Origin of the sequence: Mycobacterium neumannii (assembly GCF_048452905.1) — a bacterium.
Classification (GTDB): domain Bacteria; phylum Actinomycetota; class Actinomycetes; order Mycobacteriales; family Mycobacteriaceae; genus Mycobacterium; species Mycobacterium neumannii_B.
Genome location: NZ_JBCGVF010000003.1, coordinates 1,493,791 through 1,509,400, shown reverse-complemented (window position 1 = coordinate 1,509,400; position 15,610 = coordinate 1,493,791). Strand labels below are relative to the sequence as shown.

Genomic DNA, 15,610 nt, shown 5'->3' with positions numbered 1-15,610 from the left:
GGTGTTCCTCTCTGCTCACGCAATCCGATAGTCGCTCAGAGGATACTGTGACGCCTCTTTGATGGCTCTACGGGTGGCCACCGGCTGCAGCAACGTGGCCTCGCCGTTGGGGTCGAAATAGTACGACCGCGAATCCGCGCAGTTGCCTGCCATGAACACCGAGTTTCCCATGAGCTTGGTCATGCGGTCGAGATAGCGAGCGTTGGCGTCCTCGGTGACCTCGAACGTCGTTGCGCCCCGGCGCTTCATCTCACCGAACAGCCGATCCATGTGGCGCATCTGGTATTCCACCGTGTTGAAGAAATTCAGCCCGAGGAAGGCATAGGGGCTCGCCATACTGAGATAGTTGGGGAAGTAGGGCACCGTGACGCCCTGATAAGCCTGAAACCTCGTGTCGCGCCACCACTTCCCCAGGTTGCGCCCTTTGCGGCCGATGATCTCGATCGCCGGGATGTTCGCCTCCCACAGATTGAAGCCCGTCGCCAGCACGAGCGTGTCGATCTGGGTCTTCGTTCCGTCGGCGGAGACGACGCCGTCGGGTTCGATGTGCTCGATCCCCGAACTTTGCAGGTGCACATTCGGTTTGGTGAACACCCGGTAGTAGCTGTTGGAGAACGTCGGGCGCTTGCAGCCGAAGTCGTAGTCGGGGGTCAACTGCATCCGCAGCTCGCGATCGCGCACGGAAAAGAAGCGATGCATCTTGGCCACGTCGGACGCCGCAACGTTCAGGCGCCGGAACAGGAGCTGTCGGTGTCGGAGTCCGACGAAAAGGAAAAACTCATAGATCACGTCGGTGACGGCCCGAAGTGCGCGTTGCGTCAAGGGAACCCGGGAGAACAGCCGCTTGATGGGCTTGGGGATGGGGAAGTCGAGTCTGGGTACCACCCACACCGGCGTGCGCTGGTAGACGGTCAGGTCGGCCGCTTTCTTGGCCAGTTCCGGAATCAGCTGCACCGCGGTCGCACCGGTGCCGATGACCGCCACACGACGGCCATCGAGGTCGTAGGTGTTGTCCCATGCGGTGGTGTGAATGATCCTGCCGGCGAAGCTTTCGATGCCCGGAATCTCGGGTGTGTTCGGTTGCGACAGGAACCCGGTGGCTGTGATCAGGTAGCGCGCCGACAGTGCCTCGCCACCGGCCAGCGTGACCCGCCACACCTCGGTTTCCTCATCCCAGCAGGCGCCTTCGACGAGCGTGTTGAACCGCATGTGCTTACGCACGTCGTACTTGTCGGCGACGTCAGCGGCGTACTGCTTGATCTCGTCACCGGTGGAGTACAGCCGCGACCAGTTCGGGTTGGGCTCGAAGTAATACGAGTAGGTGGTTGTCGGCACATCGACCGCCAACCCGGGGTAACGATTGACGTGCCAGGTGCCGCCCAGGTCGTCCTCGCGGTCGAGGATGACGAAGTCCTGATATCCCATCCGCTTGAGCTGGATAGCCGCGCCGATCCCCCCGAAACCCGCGCCGACGATGACGGCGTCGAGTAGTTCCGAAGTCATAGGAAAACGGTACCGCAGCGACCAGGCAGTATCGGGGAGGCGTCAGCGCTTTAGCGAGCCGGTTCGCGGCGGATCGAGCGTCGCAATGCAGGTCACGGCCCGGTCACCCTGCTCCCAGGTTTCGGCCGTGGGATAGAGCACATACAGCTGAACGTAACTGTCCGTCATCGCTTCCGGCGCGTAAGCGGCCAATTCGGGGCTGCACTTCTCGGCGTAGGCGTCGATCGCTGCCTGGCCGGGAAACGCGCCGTCGGGCATCTGGAGGACGGCGAAGACCTCACCTGCGTGGGCCTCGTCACATCCGATCGTCTTCATGGTCAGCACCCGGGTGTTGTCCGGGATGTCGGCCAGGCAGTCACCCTCCTTGACGTCGGTCGCGGTCACCGTGCCGTTGCCGATGAGGAAGTACACCAGCAGGGCGACGACGGCCACCGCCGCCCACAGCGCCGACAGCACCAGGCCGGCGATCGCCAAGCCGCGGCCGCCGTGGCCCTCCCTGGCTTTTTTCAAGCCGACGATGCCGCAGACGACGCTGATCAGAACGCCGCCGAGCAGGCCGAAGACCAGCGAAACGATGGCCCACCAGTTCGTGGGGCGGTCTTGGGGCGGCGCGTAATAGGACCCCTGTTGCGCGTACGGGGGCGGCGGCGGTGGCGGGTAGTTCGGCGGCGGCGGTGGCGGGTAGTTCGCTGGGGGTGGCGGCGGCGGGTACGCGGACCCCGGCGGCGGGTACGGATCGGGTGGCTGCCCGCCGTAGGACGGCGGTGGTCCGTACGGCGGGGGAGGACCCGGCGGCGTTGTCACGCGGCAACCGTATCGCGCTCACCGCCTTCTAGCTGCGGATCGAACCCCAGCGTTCGTTCTTGGCCATCGCGACGCAGACCACCGACCGTGCCCCCTCCGACCATGCCTGCGCACTCGGATAGCCGATCGCAAGCCGAAAGGTCGGCCCCTCGGGGATATTCGGCGCGTAGTCGAAGAACCGCCCACTGCACTGGTCGCCGATCCTTCTCAGGGCGTCCTCGCCGGGATAGTCCCGCGCATCGGGTGCGCGCAGGATCGCGAACACCTCCCCGTAGTGGGGACCGTCGCAGTCCACTCGCTTGACTTCCTGCGGCAGAACGTCGGACTCACGCGTGCGCACACAATCTCCGAGCCGTAGGTGGTCGGCGCGCACCGTGGTCGTCATGCGTGGTTCGACGATGTAGAACCAACCGATCGCCGCCATGGCGCCGATGCCGATCGCGACAACCGCGACGATCACCCAGTGGCTAGGACGCACCCGTCAACCGTAATGCCGCATCGACTGCCAGCGTAGGCACATTGAGTGTCTTGGAGGCCAGATCGTGCCGGGCGCCGGTGATCTCGACGACCTCGGCGGGTGCGCCGATCAGGGTGGCTGCGGACCGGAGTTCGTCGATCGATCCGAACGGGTCGGCGGTGCCGTGCGTGAACACCGTCGGTACCGTGATGCGCGGAAGGTGTTCGGTGCGTACGCGTTCCGGCTTTCCCGGCGGATGCAGGGGATAGGAGAACAGTGTCAGAACGTCGATGTCGGCCGCGCGGTCGGCCACCGCCATCGATGTCATCCGCCCGCCGTACGAGTGCCCGCCCGCGATGACGGGACCGTCGGCGAGTGTGCGGGCGACGTCGATGGCCTCGATCACTCCGGCCTGGTCGGCCTTGGCGGACCCGGACGGCGGGCCCTTCGGCCGTCGGCGCCGGTAGGGCAGGTTGTAGCGCACCGCAAGCCAACCGCGTCCGGCCCACTCGTCGCAGAGCCTCTTGAGTAGCGGCGCTTCCCTGCTGCCGCCGGCGCCGTGGGTGAGTACGACGACACCGGCGGGGTCGGCATCGGGTTCGTGGGCGACACCCGCGATCGGTTCGAGGTTCACTCGGTGAGCCTGAACAGCGCCGACACCGGGCCGTGACCCCGTCCCAACGGATAAGCGGCACGCAGACATTCGGTGACCCAGCGTTTACCGAACGCGACCGCGTCGGGTACCGAGTAACCGTGCGCCAGCGCGCTGGCGATGGCCGCGGCCAACGTGTCCCCGGCGCCGTGGTCGTGGCCGGTGTCGATGCGCGTGGCGCCGAATTCGTGGAACTCGGTGCCGTCGAACAGCAGATCGGGACTCTGCGCCGACGCTCGCAGGTGGCCTCCCTTGACCAGTGCCCACTGCGGACCGAGTGCGTGCAGCGCGCGGGCCGCCTCTCGCTGGGATGAGGAATCAATGACCTCAATACCGGTGAGAAGGCGCACCTCGTCGAGGTTCGGTGTCACCAATGTCGCCAGCGGGAACAGTTGTGCCCGCAGCGAATCCAGCGCGCTGGGATGCAACAGGGGATCACCGTGCATGGATGCGCACACCGGGTCGACGACCAAGGGCACCGAACCGTCCATGCCCTGTGCGCGCCAGGTTTCGGCGACGGTGTCGATGATCTCCGACGACGCCAGCATCCCCGTCTTGGCTGCCTGCACGCCGATGTCGGAGGCCACTGCTTCCATCTGCCCCGCGATGACGTCGAGTGGGATCTCGTGAAAACCCGAGACCCCGACCGAATTCTGAACCGTGACGGCGGTGACCGCAACCAGGCTGTGCACCCCGAGCAGAGCGAACGTGCGCATGTCGGCCTGGATTCCCGCGCCTCCGCCGGAATCGGATCCGGCGATCGTCATCACCCGCACCGGGGTGGTACGGGGCGGGGGCAGTGGCAGGTAGCTCATGCCAGCGGCAGGTACACGCGGTTGCCGTGTTCGGAGAATTCGCGTGACTTCTCGGCCATTCCCATCTCCATCGCGGCTTCGATCGCCTCCTCGCTGTCGAGCCCGTGCTTGGCAGCGTAGTCGCGGACGTCCTGCGTGATGCGCATGGAACAGAACTTCGGCCCGCACATCGAGCAGAAGTGTGCGGTCTTGGCCGGTTCGGCGGGCAGTGTCTCGTCGTGGAATTCGCGGGCGGTGTCGGGATCCAGTGACAGTGCGAACTGGTCGTGCCAGCGGAACTCGAAGCGTGCACGAGACAGCGCGTCGTCGCGTTCCTGAGCGTGTGGGTGTCCCTTTGCGAGATCGGCGGCGTGCGCGGCGATCTTGTAGGCGATGACGCCATCTTTGACGTCTTTGCGGTCGGGCAGGCCGAGGTGTTCCTTCGGCGTCACGTAACAGAGCATCGCGGTGCCGGCCTGCGCGATGATCGCCGCGCCGATTGCGCTGGTGATGTGGTCATAGGCCGGTGCGATGTCGGTCGCCAGTGGACCCAGCGTGTAGAACGGCGCCTCCTCGCACCACTCCTCCTCGAGCCGGACGTTCTCGACGATCTTGTGCATCGGCACGTGGCCCGGTCCCTCGATCATCACCTGTACGCCATGCGATTTCGCGATCTTCGTGAGCTCGCCGAGCGTACGCAGCTCGGCGAACTGGGCGGCGTCGTTGGCGTCGGCGATCGAGCCGGGTCGCAGGCCGTCGCCGAGTGAGAACGTCACGTCATAGCGCTGCAGGATCTGGCACAGTTCATCGAAGTGGGTGTACAGGAACGATTCCCGGTGGTGTGCCAGGCACCAGGCGGCCATGATGGAACCGCCGCGACTGACGATTCCGGTGACACGCTTGGCCGTTAGCGGGACGTAACGCAGCAGCACGCCGGCATGCACGGTCATGTAGTCCACGCCCTGTTCGCACTGTTCGATCACGGTGTCGCGGTACAGTTCCCACGTCAGCGCGGCCGGGTCGCCGTTGACCTTCTCGAGGGCCTGGTAGATCGGAACCGTGCCGACCGGCACCGGGGAGTTGCGCAGGATCCACTCCCGAGTCGTGTGGATGTCGCGGCCCGTGGACAGGTCCATGATCGTGTCGGCGCCCCAACGGGTGGCCCACACCATCTTGTCGACCTCCTCGGCGATGGAACTGGTCACCGCCGAATTGCCGATGTTGGCATTGACTTTCACCGCGAACGCCTTGCCGATGATCATCGGCTCGGTCTCGGGGTGATTGTGGTTCGCGGGTATGACGGCCCTGCCCGCCGCGACCTCGTCACGGACCAGCTCGACAGGAACTCGCTCACGTGCGGCGATGAACGCCATCTCGGCGGTGATCTCGCCGCTACGAGCCCGCTGTAGCTGCGTCCCGCGGTCGCGCACGACGCCCGGGCGCGCAGGCAAGCCTGCCTGCAGATCGAGGGCCGCCGTCGGGTCGGTATACGGACCGGAGGTGTCGTACAGGTCGAGATGCTCACCGTTGGTCAGGTGCACCCGGCGCAATGGGATCTTCGCGCCGGGCACTTCGTCGAGCTCTCGATACACCTTCGTGCTGCCCTCGATCGGGCCGGTGGTGACGGACGGATTGACAGGACTATTTGCGACGTGCGTCATTCGAGCTATCTCCCTACGCCGGCATTACCCGGTCAGGTTCGTACGGTCGACGGGCCCACCCGTCCTCTCAGCGCGCTGGTGCGCGCTCCCGTGTGTGGACGCCTGCCACGCTAGCGCAGACGCGGAGGAATCGGGAAGAGGCGACGGGAGAATCGTCGGAAGCGGACCGTCGCGCTCACTCCAGTTCGATCATCACCGGGGCGTGATCGCTGGGGGCGCCGATGCGGTCCTTGCCGCTCTTGCGTTCATCACGGACGATCTCGGCGTGCGTGACGCGTTCGGCGAGCGCGGGTGAGCCGAGGATGAAGTCGATGCGCATGCCGCGGTTCTTCGGAAACCGCAGCTGTGTGTAGTCCCAGTAGGTGTAGACCCCCGGCCCGGGAGTGGACGGCCGCACCACGTCGGCGAAACCCGCTTCCACCACCGCGTTGAACGCCTCGCGTTCTGGTGCGGTGACGTGGGTGCTGCCTTGGTAGAACTCGACGCTCCAGACGTCCTCGTCGGTCGGCGCGATGTTCCAGTCGCCGACGAGTGCGATCTGCGCGGCCGGGTCATCAGACAACCACTTGTGTGCCGTATTATGCAGGGCGGCAAGCCATTCCAGCTTATACGCGTAGTGTGGCGAGCCGACGAACCGGCCGTTCGGCACGTACAGACTCCACACACGGACTCCGTTGCAGGTGGCACCGAGGGCGCGGGCTTCCGCGGCTGCCTCTGCCTCGGGCTTGTCGCTCCAAGTCGGCTGATCGTCAAAGCCCACCTGCACATCCTCGATACCGACGCGGGACGCGATCGCCACGCCGTTCCACTGGTTGAAGCCGCAGTGGGTCACCTCGTAGCCGGCGGCCAGGAACGGCATGACCGGGAATTGCTCGTCGTTGCACTTGGTCTCCTGCATCGCCAGCACGTCGACGTCGGCTCGCTCGAGCCAGTCGGTGACCCGTTCGACCCGAGCCCGAATCGAGTTGACGTTCCAGGTGGCGATCCGCATGGCTTACAGGCTACGAGCGTCGACATAGCGGCTGCGGTGCTGCTTCTGGAAACCCATCGACCTGTAGAGGCCGAGGGCCACCGCGTTGTCGACCAGCACCTGCGCGTAGCCGCCGGTCGCACCCCGCTGGGCCCCCCAACCCAACAGTGTCGAACACAGTGCGCGCGCCAGACCTCGACCGCGGGCCTGCTCGTCGACCCGCACCGCCGACAGCCCGACCCAGCGCCGGCCGCACGGCGCCGTCGTCACAGCGGCCCTGCCGACGGCCGCACCGGGGATCGTCGCGAACGCGACCTCACCGTCGATGACGGCGGTCAGCACGTCGACAGGCACGGCGCGGCGGTACAGGTGCAGCCAGTCGGCGTCGGGCGTCTCGGTCAGAACCACACCTGCCTCGGTCGCCGTGTCGCTCAAATCGCTTGTCATGACCTCGGTCTCGAGGTGTGGCGAAGCTTCTGTCGGCCGGAACAGCCGATCGGGTATTGAAAGCCACGGTGTCAGCCCCCGCTCGCCGTACCAGCTGACGATCGCCGGAATCGCCGTGGCGCCGGCGTCAAAGCGCAGCGGAACAGCGGAATTGCCGCGGTGCGTGTGGCCTCCTGCGGCGCGCAGCAGCCAGCCGCCCAGCCATTCCTGTTCGACACCCGGCCACGCCAACGCGGCCGCGTGTTCGACGTTGCGGATCTCGGCGGTGCGCACGGGTGCGGCGGGCACCTCCTTGATGGCGACGACATCGTCGAGATCCACCCGTACGACGGTCCCCCGCTTCGTCCGAATCCCCAGTGCCACACCGACGTCGACGACATGACCGACCACGTCGGTCAGAGGTGGTGTCGAACCGGCCGGCCGCCGGTAACGCACCGTCACGCGTGTGCCGATCGCGGGCAGCGCGGGCACGGTCAGTGACCGAACGGATCGGGGTCCTTACCGGGCATCCACGACAACCCCGGCACCCCCCAGCCGTGCGACTTCACCGCACGCTTGGCGCTGCGCGCATGCCTGCCGACCAAGCGGTCCAGGTAAAGGAAGCCGTCGAGGTGACCCGTCTCGTGCTGCAGCATCCGGGCGAACAGGTCGGTGCCCTCGAGGGTGATCGGATTGCCTTCTGCGTCCAGCCCCGTCACCCTCGCCCAGTCGGCCCGGCCCGTCGGGAACGACTCCCCGGGCACCGAAAGGCAACCCTCGTCGTCGTCGTCCGGATCCGGCATGGTCTCGGGAACTTCGGAGGTCTCCAACACCGGATTGACGACCACACCGCGGCGGCGGGTGATGCGACCGCGCACCTCGGCGCAGTCGTAGACGAACACCCGCTTGGAGACGCCGATCTGGTTCGCGGCCAAGCCAACCCCGTTCGCGGCGTCCATCGTGTCGAACAGGTCGGCGATCAAGTCGGCGAGATCGGCGGGCAACGAACCGTCCTCGCCGACCGGCACCGGCTCGGTGGCTGTGTGCAGGACGGGATCTCCTACGATGCGGATCGGAACGACTGCCATGGTCGAAAATCTTAAGTCGGCAATCCTTGCTGCCCGACTCGCGGGCATGTCGAACCGCTCATCAGCCCATCACGTGGTTGAATGAGCGCCGAACCACAGCGATGTCATTCAAGTTGTCGGAAGGGTCCAAGAGCCAGATGGACGGCGCGATCGCGCGGACTGAACAATCCGGAGACAACTCTGAACTCTCCGATGGGCTGACTCGACGCGAGCACGACATTCTCGCGTTCGAGCGGCAGTGGTGGAAATACGCGGGCTCCAAGGAAGACGCCATCAAGGAGTTGTTCTCCATGTCGGCCACCCGCTACTACCAGGTGCTGAACGCGCTCGTCGACCGACCTGAGGCGCTCGCCGCCGATCCGATGCTGGTCAAGCGGTTGCGGCGACTGAGAGCCAGCAGGCAGAAGGCGCGGGCGGCACGCCGTCTCGGCTTCGACGTCACCTGAGTTTCCCGGGCCGTGAGGTCCGCTCGATAAGGTGGGCGCAATGAACCAGCGAGATTCGTCGGGGCTGCCCCTGCGCGCCATGGTGATGGTGCTGCTCTTCCTTGGCGTCGTTTTCCTGTTGGTGGCGTTCCAGGCGATGGGTTCCGACAGCGACGAGGAGGACGCGCCGCCGCTGGCGACCGCGACCACGACCACCGCGACTACGACGTCGGAAGCGCCGGCACCGGCCGATGCCGAGGTCCGGGTCTTCAACATCTCCACCGTCGCGGGCGCGGCCGAGGGTACCGCCGGACGGCTGCGCGAGGCCGGTTGGAACGTCACCGAGACCGGCAACCTCGAACTGGCGGACGTGGCGGCCACCACCGTGTACTTCAGCGACGCGCCCGGCGAGCAGGAGGCCGCAGAAGAGGTGGGACGTCTGCTCGAGGCGCCCGTCGAACCGCGATTGCCCGCACTCGCCGAACAACCGCCGGGCGTCATTGTGGTGGTCACCGGTTAGGCTCGTGCACATGTTCAAGACCGTCGCCGCCGCTGCCTTGTTCGCTGTCCCCGCACTCGCCTTGAGCGCCTGTGCGGCGCCCGAGGAGCCCAGCAACGTGCAGGGCACCCCGCCGTCCGTCTGGACCGGATCTCCGCCTCCCTCGGCCCCGCCGGGTGAGGGCGGTGGTCACGGCGGCGGGCAGGCAGAGGGCCAAGGTCAAGGCCAGGGCGAAGGCGAAACGCTCACCGCCGAATTGAAGCTTGCGGACGGCACACCGGTGGCGACCGCTGACATCCAGTTCAGTGGCGGCTACGCGACGATCAGCGTCGAGACCACCACGCCCGGAAGGCTGACGCCCGGCTTCCATGGCATGCACATCCATCAGGTCGGCAAGTGCGAGGCCAACTCGGTCGCGCCCACCGGTGGAGCGCCGGGGAACTTCAACTCGGCGGGCGGACACTTCCAGGTGCCCGGCCACAGCGGTCACCCCGCGAGCGGTGACCTGACGTCGCTGCAGGTCCGCGAGGACGGTTCGGCCAGGGTCCTGACGACGACTGACGCGTTCACCGCCGAGGAACTCACTTCGGGCGCGGGCACCGCGATCATCATCCACGAGAAGGCGGACAACTTCGCCAACATTCCGCCGGAGCGCTACCAGCAGGTCAACGGCGACCCGCCGCCGGATGCAACCACTCTGGCGACCGGTGACGCCGGATCGCGGGTGGCATGCGGTGTTATCCGTACCGGCTAACAGCCACATCGATTTCGTCGGCTCGCCCAGACCGACGGTCGGGGTCGAGTGGGAGTTCGCGCTCGTCGACGCGACGACGCGGGACCTGAGCAACGAGGCAACCGCGGTCATCGAGGAGCTCGGCGAGAACAACCCGCGCGTGCACAAGGAACTGCTGCGCAACACCGTCGAGATCGTCACGGGCGTCTGCGATTCGGTGCCCGAGGCGATGATCGACCTGCGTTCGACGTTGGTGGCGGCCCGCGAGATCGTCCGGGGCCGCGGTATGGAGTTGTTCTGCGCGGGCACCCACCCGTTCGCGAAGTGGTCACCGGGCAGCCTGACCGACGCCCCTCGCTACGCCGAACTGATCAAGCGCACCCAGTGGTGGGGAAGGCAGATGCTGATCTGGGGCGTGCACGTGCACGTCGGGGTCCGGTCCGCGCACAAGGTGATGCCGATCAACACCTCGCTGCTCAACCACTACCCGCATCTGTTGGCCCTGTCGGCGTCGTCCCCCTTCTGGGACGGTGAGGACACCGGCTATGCGTCCAACCGGGCGATGATGTTTCAGCAGCTGCCGACGGCCGGGCTGCCCTTCCACTTCCAGTCGTGGGCGGAGTGGGAGCGTTTTGTCTACGACCAGAAGAAGACCGGCATCATCGACCACATGAACGAAATCCGTTGGGATGTCCGGCCTTCGCCGCATATCGGGACGGTGGAGATCCGGATATTCGACGGTGTCTCCAATCTGCGCGAGTTGGGTGCGTTGGTGGCGTTGACGCATTGTCTGGTCGTCGACCTCGACCGGCGGCTCGACGCCGGTGAGTCGCTTCCGACCATGCCGCCGTGGCATGTGCAGGAGAACAAGTGGCGCGCAGCGCGTTACGGCCTCGACGCCATCATCATCCAGGATGCGAACAGCAACGAACGGTTGGTGACCGAGGATCTCGACGAGCTGCTCAACCGACTCGAACCGGTGGCCGCATCGCTGCAATGCGCCGATGAATTACGGCGCGTCGCCGACATCTACGGTGGCGGCGGATCGTATCAACGTCAACGCCGCGTCGCCGAGGAGCACGACGGCGACCTGCGCGCCGTTGTCGACGCTCTGGTCGCCGAACTGGAGCTGTAGACGTGGCGGCCATCCCGATGTTCCCGCTGCAGGTGGCGATGCTGCCCGGCGAGGATCTTCCGTTGCGGATCTTCGAACCGCGTTACAGCGCACTGGTTTCGGACTGTCTGGCCACCGAGGACCCGGCGTTCGGCGTCGTGTTGATAACGGCGGGCAGGGAAGTGGGCGGCGGGGATGTCCGCAGCGACGTCGGCGCGCTGGCGCACATTGGCGAGGTCGCCGATTTCGGTGACGGCCGCTACCGCCTCAAATGCGCGGTAGGCGAACGTATACGGGTCATCGAGTGGCAGCCCGACGACCCGTATCCACGCGCAGCGGTAGAACCGTGGCCCGATCAGCCGGGTGAGCCCGTCGAGGTGGACGCGATCCGTGACGTGGAGGACCGCATGGTCGCGCTGTTCGAACGGATCGCAGCCGCACGCGGCGCAGAGGTCAATGCCCGCGAATTCGTGGCGGGTGCGGACGCGTCCGGCGATGCCGGTAAGTGGTTGTACACGTTGACCTCTCGCCTGCCGATGGGGCAGGCCGACCGCTACGCGGTACTGGCTGCGCCGACGGTCGCCGAGCGGCTGGCGGCGCTGAGCGACGCCGTCGAGACCGTGACCGCAATGGTCGAGTTCCAGTTGTCGGGGGAGTAGTCATTCCGCGGTGAACTGCTCGTGACGCTGATTTGGCCGACCGCGGTTGTCAGCAGATTCGTTGTCCCTCGACGAACAGTGTGCGCGGGGTGGTGTCATCGGGCTCGCCGGCGGCGCACCGGCCGTAACGGTCCATCAGATCAGCGGCGCTGATCGAGGTCACGTCCCAACCGCGGTCGGTGAGCCAGTCGGTTACCTCGGTCCGTTCCTCGGTGTACCAGAGGTCCTGTACGTCGAACGCGTCGTCGCTACCGTCGTCGCCGGCCTGCCTGCGGTACTCGGCCAGCTTCTCGCGCCGGCTCGCCAGGTACTTCGGATCGAAGAAGCCCGCGTCGAACGACTCGACGCCGACGCGGCTGCCCCGCGCACTGAGTTGATGGATCCGTTCGAACAGCAGGTCCTGTCCGCTTGCGGGCAGATACGGGAGCAGCCCCTCGGCGGCCCACGCGGTCGGCTCGGTCGCGTCGAACCCCGCGTCCCGCAGGGCCCGTGGCCAATCCTCGCGCAAGTCGATCGGCACCGGGATGTACTTGGCGGCCGACTGAACTTCGTGTCGACGCAACGTGTCGACCTTGAATGTCAGCACCCGGGGTTGATCGATCTCGAAGACGACGGTGCCATCGATCCATGGCAATCGCCAGGCCCGCGCATCGAGCCCGGCCGCCAGAATCACCACCTGATCGATGCCGTTGGCGCCCGCGGCGATGAAAAACTCGTCGAACCATTTGGTGCGCGACGCCGCGTAGCCTCCGATCGAGCGGATGCGTTCGGCCATGTGGGCAGAGGGCGGTTGCCAACCCTGTTCCACCGCCGCGTCGACGAACATCTGGGCGTACGGATCGGTGAAGAGCGGGCAGTCGGTGTTCTGCTCCAGCGCACGAGACCAGGCCACCCCCAGCGCCGTCGCGCCCACACTCTCGGTGATGCCCCGGCTGTCGTCGTCAGTCCTGGCCATCGGCACTGCTTTCCGTGTGGTCGGCGAACTCGTCAATCTCGTCCGCGGTCAACAGATCGTCTCGGACGTTCTGTTCCCGATACGCGAGCTGACCAACCCGGTTCGCCACCACCGGTGCGGTGATCAAGGTGAACAAGCCGGTGAGTACGAGCATGCCGATATCGGCGTTGCCGCGCAGCCGTACCCCGGCGCCGATGATCACCAGCAGCAGCCCGAGGACCTGCGGCTTGGACGCCGCGTGCATGCGCGTCAACGTGTCGGGGAAACGGAGGACGCCGATCGCGGCGGTCAGCGCGAGCGACGAGCCGCCCAGCACCAGCACGCTCGTGAGGATGTCGAGTCCCGTCATCCTCGCCCCCCGATGGTGCGGGACCTGTCCACGTCGGGGACGCGGAATCGGGCGACGCTGACCGTGCCGACGAAGCTGATCAACGCCAACGCGGCCATGCCGTAGGTGACGGTGCTGTCCAGGCTGTAGGCGCTCCAGATGCCGATCCCGCACATCGCCACGGCGATGAGCGTGTCGACGGCGACCAGGCGGTCCAGTGTGCTCGGCCCGGCCAGGAGACGGAACATCGTGATCGCGGCGGCGGCGGTCATCATCACCGCGGCGATGACCCAGACGGTGATCATGCGTGCTCCGCCTTCGCATCTCGTTGGGGGCTCATGCTTGGTGCTCCTCGTGCTCATGCGCGGGGCGCCAGTCCTCGGGACGCTCGAATGCCGCTACCAGTAGCCGTTCGATCACGGCGACCTGGTGGTAGAACGCTTGCAGTGCGCGGTCGGAGCCGACGTCGATGACATGCATGTAGAGCAGCCGACGGGTCTGGTCGATCTCGAGCACGATCGATCCGGGAATCAGGTTGAAGATGACGACCGCCAACGACAGCACCAGGTCTGACTTGACGGAAAGCTGTGCCCGCAGAACGGCCGACAGCGGCGGGCGGGGTTTCACCGCCAGCATCGCAACCTGTCCCGATGACAGCACCAACCGGTAGGCGACGGTGAGCAGAAGCCGGATCAGCGACAGCACGTGCAACTTGCCTTCGACCGGCACGGCGGGCAGGGGCAGGAGCCATGTGATCAACGCCGCGACGGCCGCACCCGAGAGCACATTGGCCGCGGAGAAGGTGCCCCACAGCAGGATCCAGACGAACACCAGCCAGCAGAAGATCCAGACGCGCAGCGCAACGCTTCTCATCGGAGCTTTCTTCGATACCTTCATCGGTGTCCTGTGCTCTTCGCGCAAGCGCTCATCGCGGCCCCACCACGGCAGTGATGTACTCGCTCCGGTCGAGCACCTCGTTGGAAGCCCTTTCGCTGTAAGCGAATATCGGTCCGGCGAGCACTGTGAGCGCGAGCCCGGCCGCGATCAGCGCACCCGTGGGCCCGACCATCCCCGCCGGCATGCGGCCGACGTGGTCGCGGTCGACGAACTGGATGTCCTCGGGTTCGTCGAGCAACGCCGACGGCAGCGCCGCGGACAGATGTCCTTCGGGCGCGTCCTCGCGCGAGCGCCAGAACGCCTTGGTCCACACCCGCACGACCACGTACAGCGTCAGCAAGCTCGTCACCACACCGCCGGCCACCAGCGTCCAGGCCAGCACCGAGCCGTCCTGCGCGCCGGCCTCGAGCAGCGCGACCTTGCCGATGAAACCGGAGAACGGTGGTATGCCACCGAGATTGAGTGCCGGGATGACGAACACGAAGGCGAGCAGCGGACTGGCGGCCGCCAAACCGCCCAGGCGGTCCAAGGTCGACGCCCCAGCCTGGCGTTCGATCAACCCGACGACCAGGAACAGCGTGGTCTGCACCAGAATGTGGTGGGCCACATAGTAAATAGCGCCGGACATGCCGAGCTGGTTGGACAACGCGATGCCGAACACCATGTAACCGATGTGGCTCACCAGCGTGAACGACAGCAGTCGTTTGATGTCGCTCTGCGCGATCGCACCGAGGATGCCGATCAGCATCGTCAACAACGCGGCCACCAACAGCACCGGGTCGAGCCCTCCGTCGGGGAACAACAGCGAGTGCGCCCGAATGATCGAATAGACGCCGACCTTCGTGAGCAGGCCGGCGAACACGGCGGTGACCGGTGCAGGTGCGGTCGGGTAGGAGTCGGGCAGCCAGGCCGAGAGCGGGAACACCGCGGCCTTGATGCCGAACGCCACCAGCAGCACGGCGAACATCGCCGAACGGACTCCGCCCGACACCTCGTCGAGGCGCACGGAGAGCTCCGCCAAGTTCAGCGTTCCGGTGGCACCGTAGACCAGCGCGAGACCGAACAGGAAGATCAGCGACCCGACCATCGACACCATCACATACGAGATGCCCGCGCGGACACGGTCCTTGCTGGCTCCGACCGTCAGCAGCACGAAGCTCGCGGCCAGCAGCACCTCGAAACCGACGAAGAGGTTGAACAGGTCACCGGCGAGGAACGCCATGCAGACGCCGGCCGACAACACCAGGTAGGTGGGCATGAAGATCGACACCGGTTGGCGTTCGTCACCGTCGCGGACACCCTGTCCGATGGCGTAGAACACCACGGCCAGCAGCACGATCGCCGAGATGACGAGCATCAGCGCCGACAACCGGTCCACCACCAGCGTGATGCCCAGCGGACCCATCCCGGGCACCGACTGTCCCCAGCCGCCGACGTGGAGCACGAGCGTGCCGTCCCTGTCGGCGAGGTAGAGCAGCGCGCCACACACCGCGACGACGACAGACAACACGACGAGCGTGAGTAGCCGCTGCAGTCGTGGCCGCCGGCCCGCGATCAGTGTGGTCGCCGCGCCCAGCGTCGGGAGCAGGACGGGCAGGGGTATCAAGGTGGCCGCCAACGTCATGCGCAGTCCGCCTTCACTTCT

The 15,610-nt window shown here is 66.3% G+C and carries 19 protein-coding genes and 1 riboswitch; of the genes, 5 read left to right on the top strand and 14 right to left on the bottom strand.

What is annotated here, in order from left to right; all coding sequences use genetic code 11:
• Window positions 1-15: 15 nt before the first annotated feature.
• The 9 genes from AAHH99_RS13800 to AAHH99_RS13760 all read right to left on the bottom strand — a co-directional run bounded on the left by AAHH99_RS13800 (window position 16) and on the right by AAHH99_RS13760 (window position 8,355).
• A complete protein-coding gene (locus AAHH99_RS13800) occupies window positions 16-1,503 on the bottom strand; it encodes a flavin-containing monooxygenase (protein ID WP_418769103.1) in 1,488 nt (495 codons plus the stop codon).
• Window positions 1,504-1,545: 42 nt separating this feature from the next.
• The gene (locus tag AAHH99_RS13795) at window positions 1,546-2,307 is read right to left on the bottom strand and encodes a septum formation family protein (RefSeq protein WP_418769102.1); all 762 of its coding nucleotides are present in this window, start codon (window positions 2,305-2,307) and stop codon (window positions 1,546-1,548) included.
• 28 nt (window positions 2,308-2,335) lie between these two features.
• Window positions 2,336-2,785, bottom strand: coding sequence for a septum formation family protein (locus tag AAHH99_RS13790; RefSeq protein ID WP_418769101.1), 450 nt, complete (start codon window positions 2,783-2,785; stop codon window positions 2,336-2,338).
• Window positions 2,775-3,398: an alpha/beta family hydrolase gene (locus AAHH99_RS13785; protein WP_418769100.1), complete on the bottom strand. Its 624-nt coding sequence runs from the start codon at window positions 3,396-3,398 to the stop codon at window positions 2,775-2,777. The genes AAHH99_RS13790 and AAHH99_RS13785 overlap by 11 nt, the downstream gene beginning before the upstream one ends.
• A complete protein-coding gene (thiD, locus tag AAHH99_RS13780) occupies window positions 3,395-4,231 on the bottom strand; it encodes a bifunctional hydroxymethylpyrimidine kinase/phosphomethylpyrimidine kinase (RefSeq protein ID WP_418769099.1) in 837 nt (278 codons plus the stop codon). Before thiD ends, AAHH99_RS13785 begins: the two co-directional genes overlap by 4 nt.
• Window positions 4,228-5,871, bottom strand: a complete 1,644-nt coding sequence (gene thiC / locus AAHH99_RS13775; RefSeq protein WP_418769098.1) for a phosphomethylpyrimidine synthase ThiC — start codon at window positions 5,869-5,871, stop codon at window positions 4,228-4,230. Before thiC ends, thiD begins: the two co-directional genes overlap by 4 nt.
• Window positions 5,865-5,973: riboswitch (TPP riboswitch) on the bottom strand. (Overlaps the previous gene by 7 nt.)
• Before the next feature lie 73 nt (window positions 5,974-6,046).
• Window positions 6,047-6,862 carry an exodeoxyribonuclease III gene (locus AAHH99_RS13770; RefSeq protein ID WP_418769097.1) on the bottom strand — a complete coding sequence of 272 codons (816 nt, stop codon included), beginning with the start codon at window positions 6,860-6,862 and terminating at the stop codon, window positions 6,047-6,049.
• 3 nt (window positions 6,863-6,865) lie between these two features.
• On the bottom strand, window positions 6,866-7,759 hold the full coding sequence (locus tag AAHH99_RS13765) for an N-acetyltransferase family protein (protein WP_418769096.1): 894 nt from the start codon (window positions 7,757-7,759) through the stop codon (window positions 6,866-6,868).
• A 2-nt stretch (window positions 7,760-7,761) separates the two neighbouring features.
• Window positions 7,762-8,355, bottom strand: a complete 594-nt coding sequence (locus AAHH99_RS13760) for a peptide deformylase (RefSeq protein ID WP_064399772.1) — start codon at window positions 8,353-8,355, stop codon at window positions 7,762-7,764.
• Window positions 8,356-8,492: 137 nt separating this feature from the next.
• Here AAHH99_RS13760 and AAHH99_RS13755 point away from each other — a divergent pair, with 137 nt between their 5' ends.
• From AAHH99_RS13755 to AAHH99_RS13735, 5 genes are read left to right on the top strand one after another with little or no spacing between them, the layout of a single operon-like run.
• Entirely contained in the window at window positions 8,493-8,801 is a 309-nt protein-coding gene (locus AAHH99_RS13755; protein WP_064351385.1) for a DUF3263 domain-containing protein, read from the top strand.
• Between the two features lie 40 nt (window positions 8,802-8,841).
• Window positions 8,842-9,300 (top strand): LytR C-terminal domain-containing protein, encoded by a 459-nt coding sequence (locus tag AAHH99_RS13750; protein ID WP_064399771.1) that lies wholly within the window; start codon window positions 8,842-8,844, stop codon window positions 9,298-9,300.
• Window positions 9,301-9,310: 10 nt separating this feature from the next.
• The gene (gene sodC, locus AAHH99_RS13745) at window positions 9,311-10,033 is read left to right on the top strand and encodes a superoxide dismutase[Cu-Zn] (protein WP_418769095.1); all 723 of its coding nucleotides are present in this window, start codon (window positions 9,311-9,313) and stop codon (window positions 10,031-10,033) included.
• On the top strand, window positions 10,014-11,147 hold the full coding sequence (locus tag AAHH99_RS13740) for a glutamate--cysteine ligase (RefSeq protein ID WP_418769628.1): 1,134 nt from the start codon (window positions 10,014-10,016) through the stop codon (window positions 11,145-11,147). Before sodC ends, AAHH99_RS13740 begins: the two co-directional genes overlap by 20 nt.
• A 2-nt stretch (window positions 11,148-11,149) precedes the next feature.
• On the top strand, window positions 11,150-11,785 hold the full coding sequence (locus AAHH99_RS13735) for an LON peptidase substrate-binding domain-containing protein (RefSeq protein WP_418769094.1): 636 nt from the start codon (window positions 11,150-11,152) through the stop codon (window positions 11,783-11,785).
• A gap of 49 nt (window positions 11,786-11,834) precedes the next feature.
• On the opposite strand, the gene AAHH99_RS13730 is transcribed toward AAHH99_RS13735, so the two are convergent.
• The 5 genes from AAHH99_RS13730 to AAHH99_RS13710 are packed head-to-tail and all read right to left on the bottom strand — an operon-like array spanning window position 11,835 to window position 15,589.
• Window positions 11,835-12,740, bottom strand: a complete 906-nt coding sequence (locus tag AAHH99_RS13730) for an SAM-dependent methyltransferase (RefSeq protein WP_418769093.1) — start codon at window positions 12,738-12,740, stop codon at window positions 11,835-11,837.
• Window positions 12,727-13,089 carry a monovalent cation/H(+) antiporter subunit G gene (gene mnhG, locus AAHH99_RS13725; protein ID WP_418769092.1) on the bottom strand — a complete coding sequence of 121 codons (363 nt, stop codon included), beginning with the start codon at window positions 13,087-13,089 and terminating at the stop codon, window positions 12,727-12,729. The genes AAHH99_RS13730 and mnhG overlap by 14 nt, the downstream gene beginning before the upstream one ends.
• Window positions 13,086-13,373: a monovalent cation/H+ antiporter complex subunit F gene (locus AAHH99_RS13720; protein ID WP_418769091.1), complete on the bottom strand. Its 288-nt coding sequence runs from the start codon at window positions 13,371-13,373 to the stop codon at window positions 13,086-13,088. The genes mnhG and AAHH99_RS13720 overlap by 4 nt, the downstream gene beginning before the upstream one ends.
• A gap of 31 nt (window positions 13,374-13,404) precedes the next feature.
• Window positions 13,405-13,941, bottom strand: coding sequence for a Na+/H+ antiporter subunit E (locus AAHH99_RS13715; RefSeq protein WP_418769090.1), 537 nt, complete (start codon window positions 13,939-13,941; stop codon window positions 13,405-13,407).
• 52 nt (window positions 13,942-13,993) lie between these two features.
• A complete protein-coding gene (locus AAHH99_RS13710; protein ID WP_418769089.1) occupies window positions 13,994-15,589 on the bottom strand; it encodes a Na+/H+ antiporter subunit D in 1,596 nt (531 codons plus the stop codon).
• Window positions 15,590-15,610: the final 21 nt, after the last annotated feature.

Coding starts and splice junctions, on each gene's coding strand:
- AAHH99_RS13750 (WP_064399771.1), top strand. CDS start 8,842: ATGAACCAGCGAGATTCGTCGGGGCTGCCCCTGCGCGCCATGGTGATG.
- sodC (WP_418769095.1), top strand. CDS start 9,311: ATGTTCAAGACCGTCGCCGCCGCTGCCTTGTTCGCTGTCCCCGCACTC.
- AAHH99_RS13755 (WP_064351385.1), top strand. CDS start 8,493: ATGGACGGCGCGATCGCGCGGACTGAACAATCCGGAGACAACTCTGAA.
- AAHH99_RS13760 (WP_064399772.1), bottom strand. CDS start 8,355: ATGGCAGTCGTTCCGATCCGCATCGTAGGAGATCCCGTCCTGCACACA.
- AAHH99_RS13770 (WP_418769097.1), bottom strand. CDS start 6,862: ATGCGGATCGCCACCTGGAACGTCAACTCGATTCGGGCTCGGGTCGAA.
- mnhG (WP_418769092.1), bottom strand. CDS start 13,089: ATGACGGGACTCGACATCCTCACGAGCGTGCTGGTGCTGGGCGGCTCG.
- AAHH99_RS13720 (WP_418769091.1), bottom strand. CDS start 13,373: ATGATCACCGTCTGGGTCATCGCCGCGGTGATGATGACCGCCGCCGCC.
- AAHH99_RS13710 (WP_418769089.1), bottom strand. CDS start 15,589: ATGACGTTGGCGGCCACCTTGATACCCCTGCCCGTCCTGCTCCCGACG.
- thiC (WP_418769098.1), bottom strand. CDS start 5,871: ATGACGCACGTCGCAAATAGTCCTGTCAATCCGTCCGTCACCACCGGC.
- AAHH99_RS13800 (WP_418769103.1), bottom strand. CDS start 1,503: ATGACTTCGGAACTACTCGACGCCGTCATCGTCGGCGCGGGTTTCGGG.
- AAHH99_RS13715 (WP_418769090.1), bottom strand. CDS start 13,941: ATGAGAAGCGTTGCGCTGCGCGTCTGGATCTTCTGCTGGCTGGTGTTC.
- AAHH99_RS13730 (WP_418769093.1), bottom strand. CDS start 12,740: ATGGCCAGGACTGACGACGACAGCCGGGGCATCACCGAGAGTGTGGGC.
- thiD (WP_418769099.1), bottom strand. CDS start 4,231: ATGAGCTACCTGCCACTGCCCCCGCCCCGTACCACCCCGGTGCGGGTG.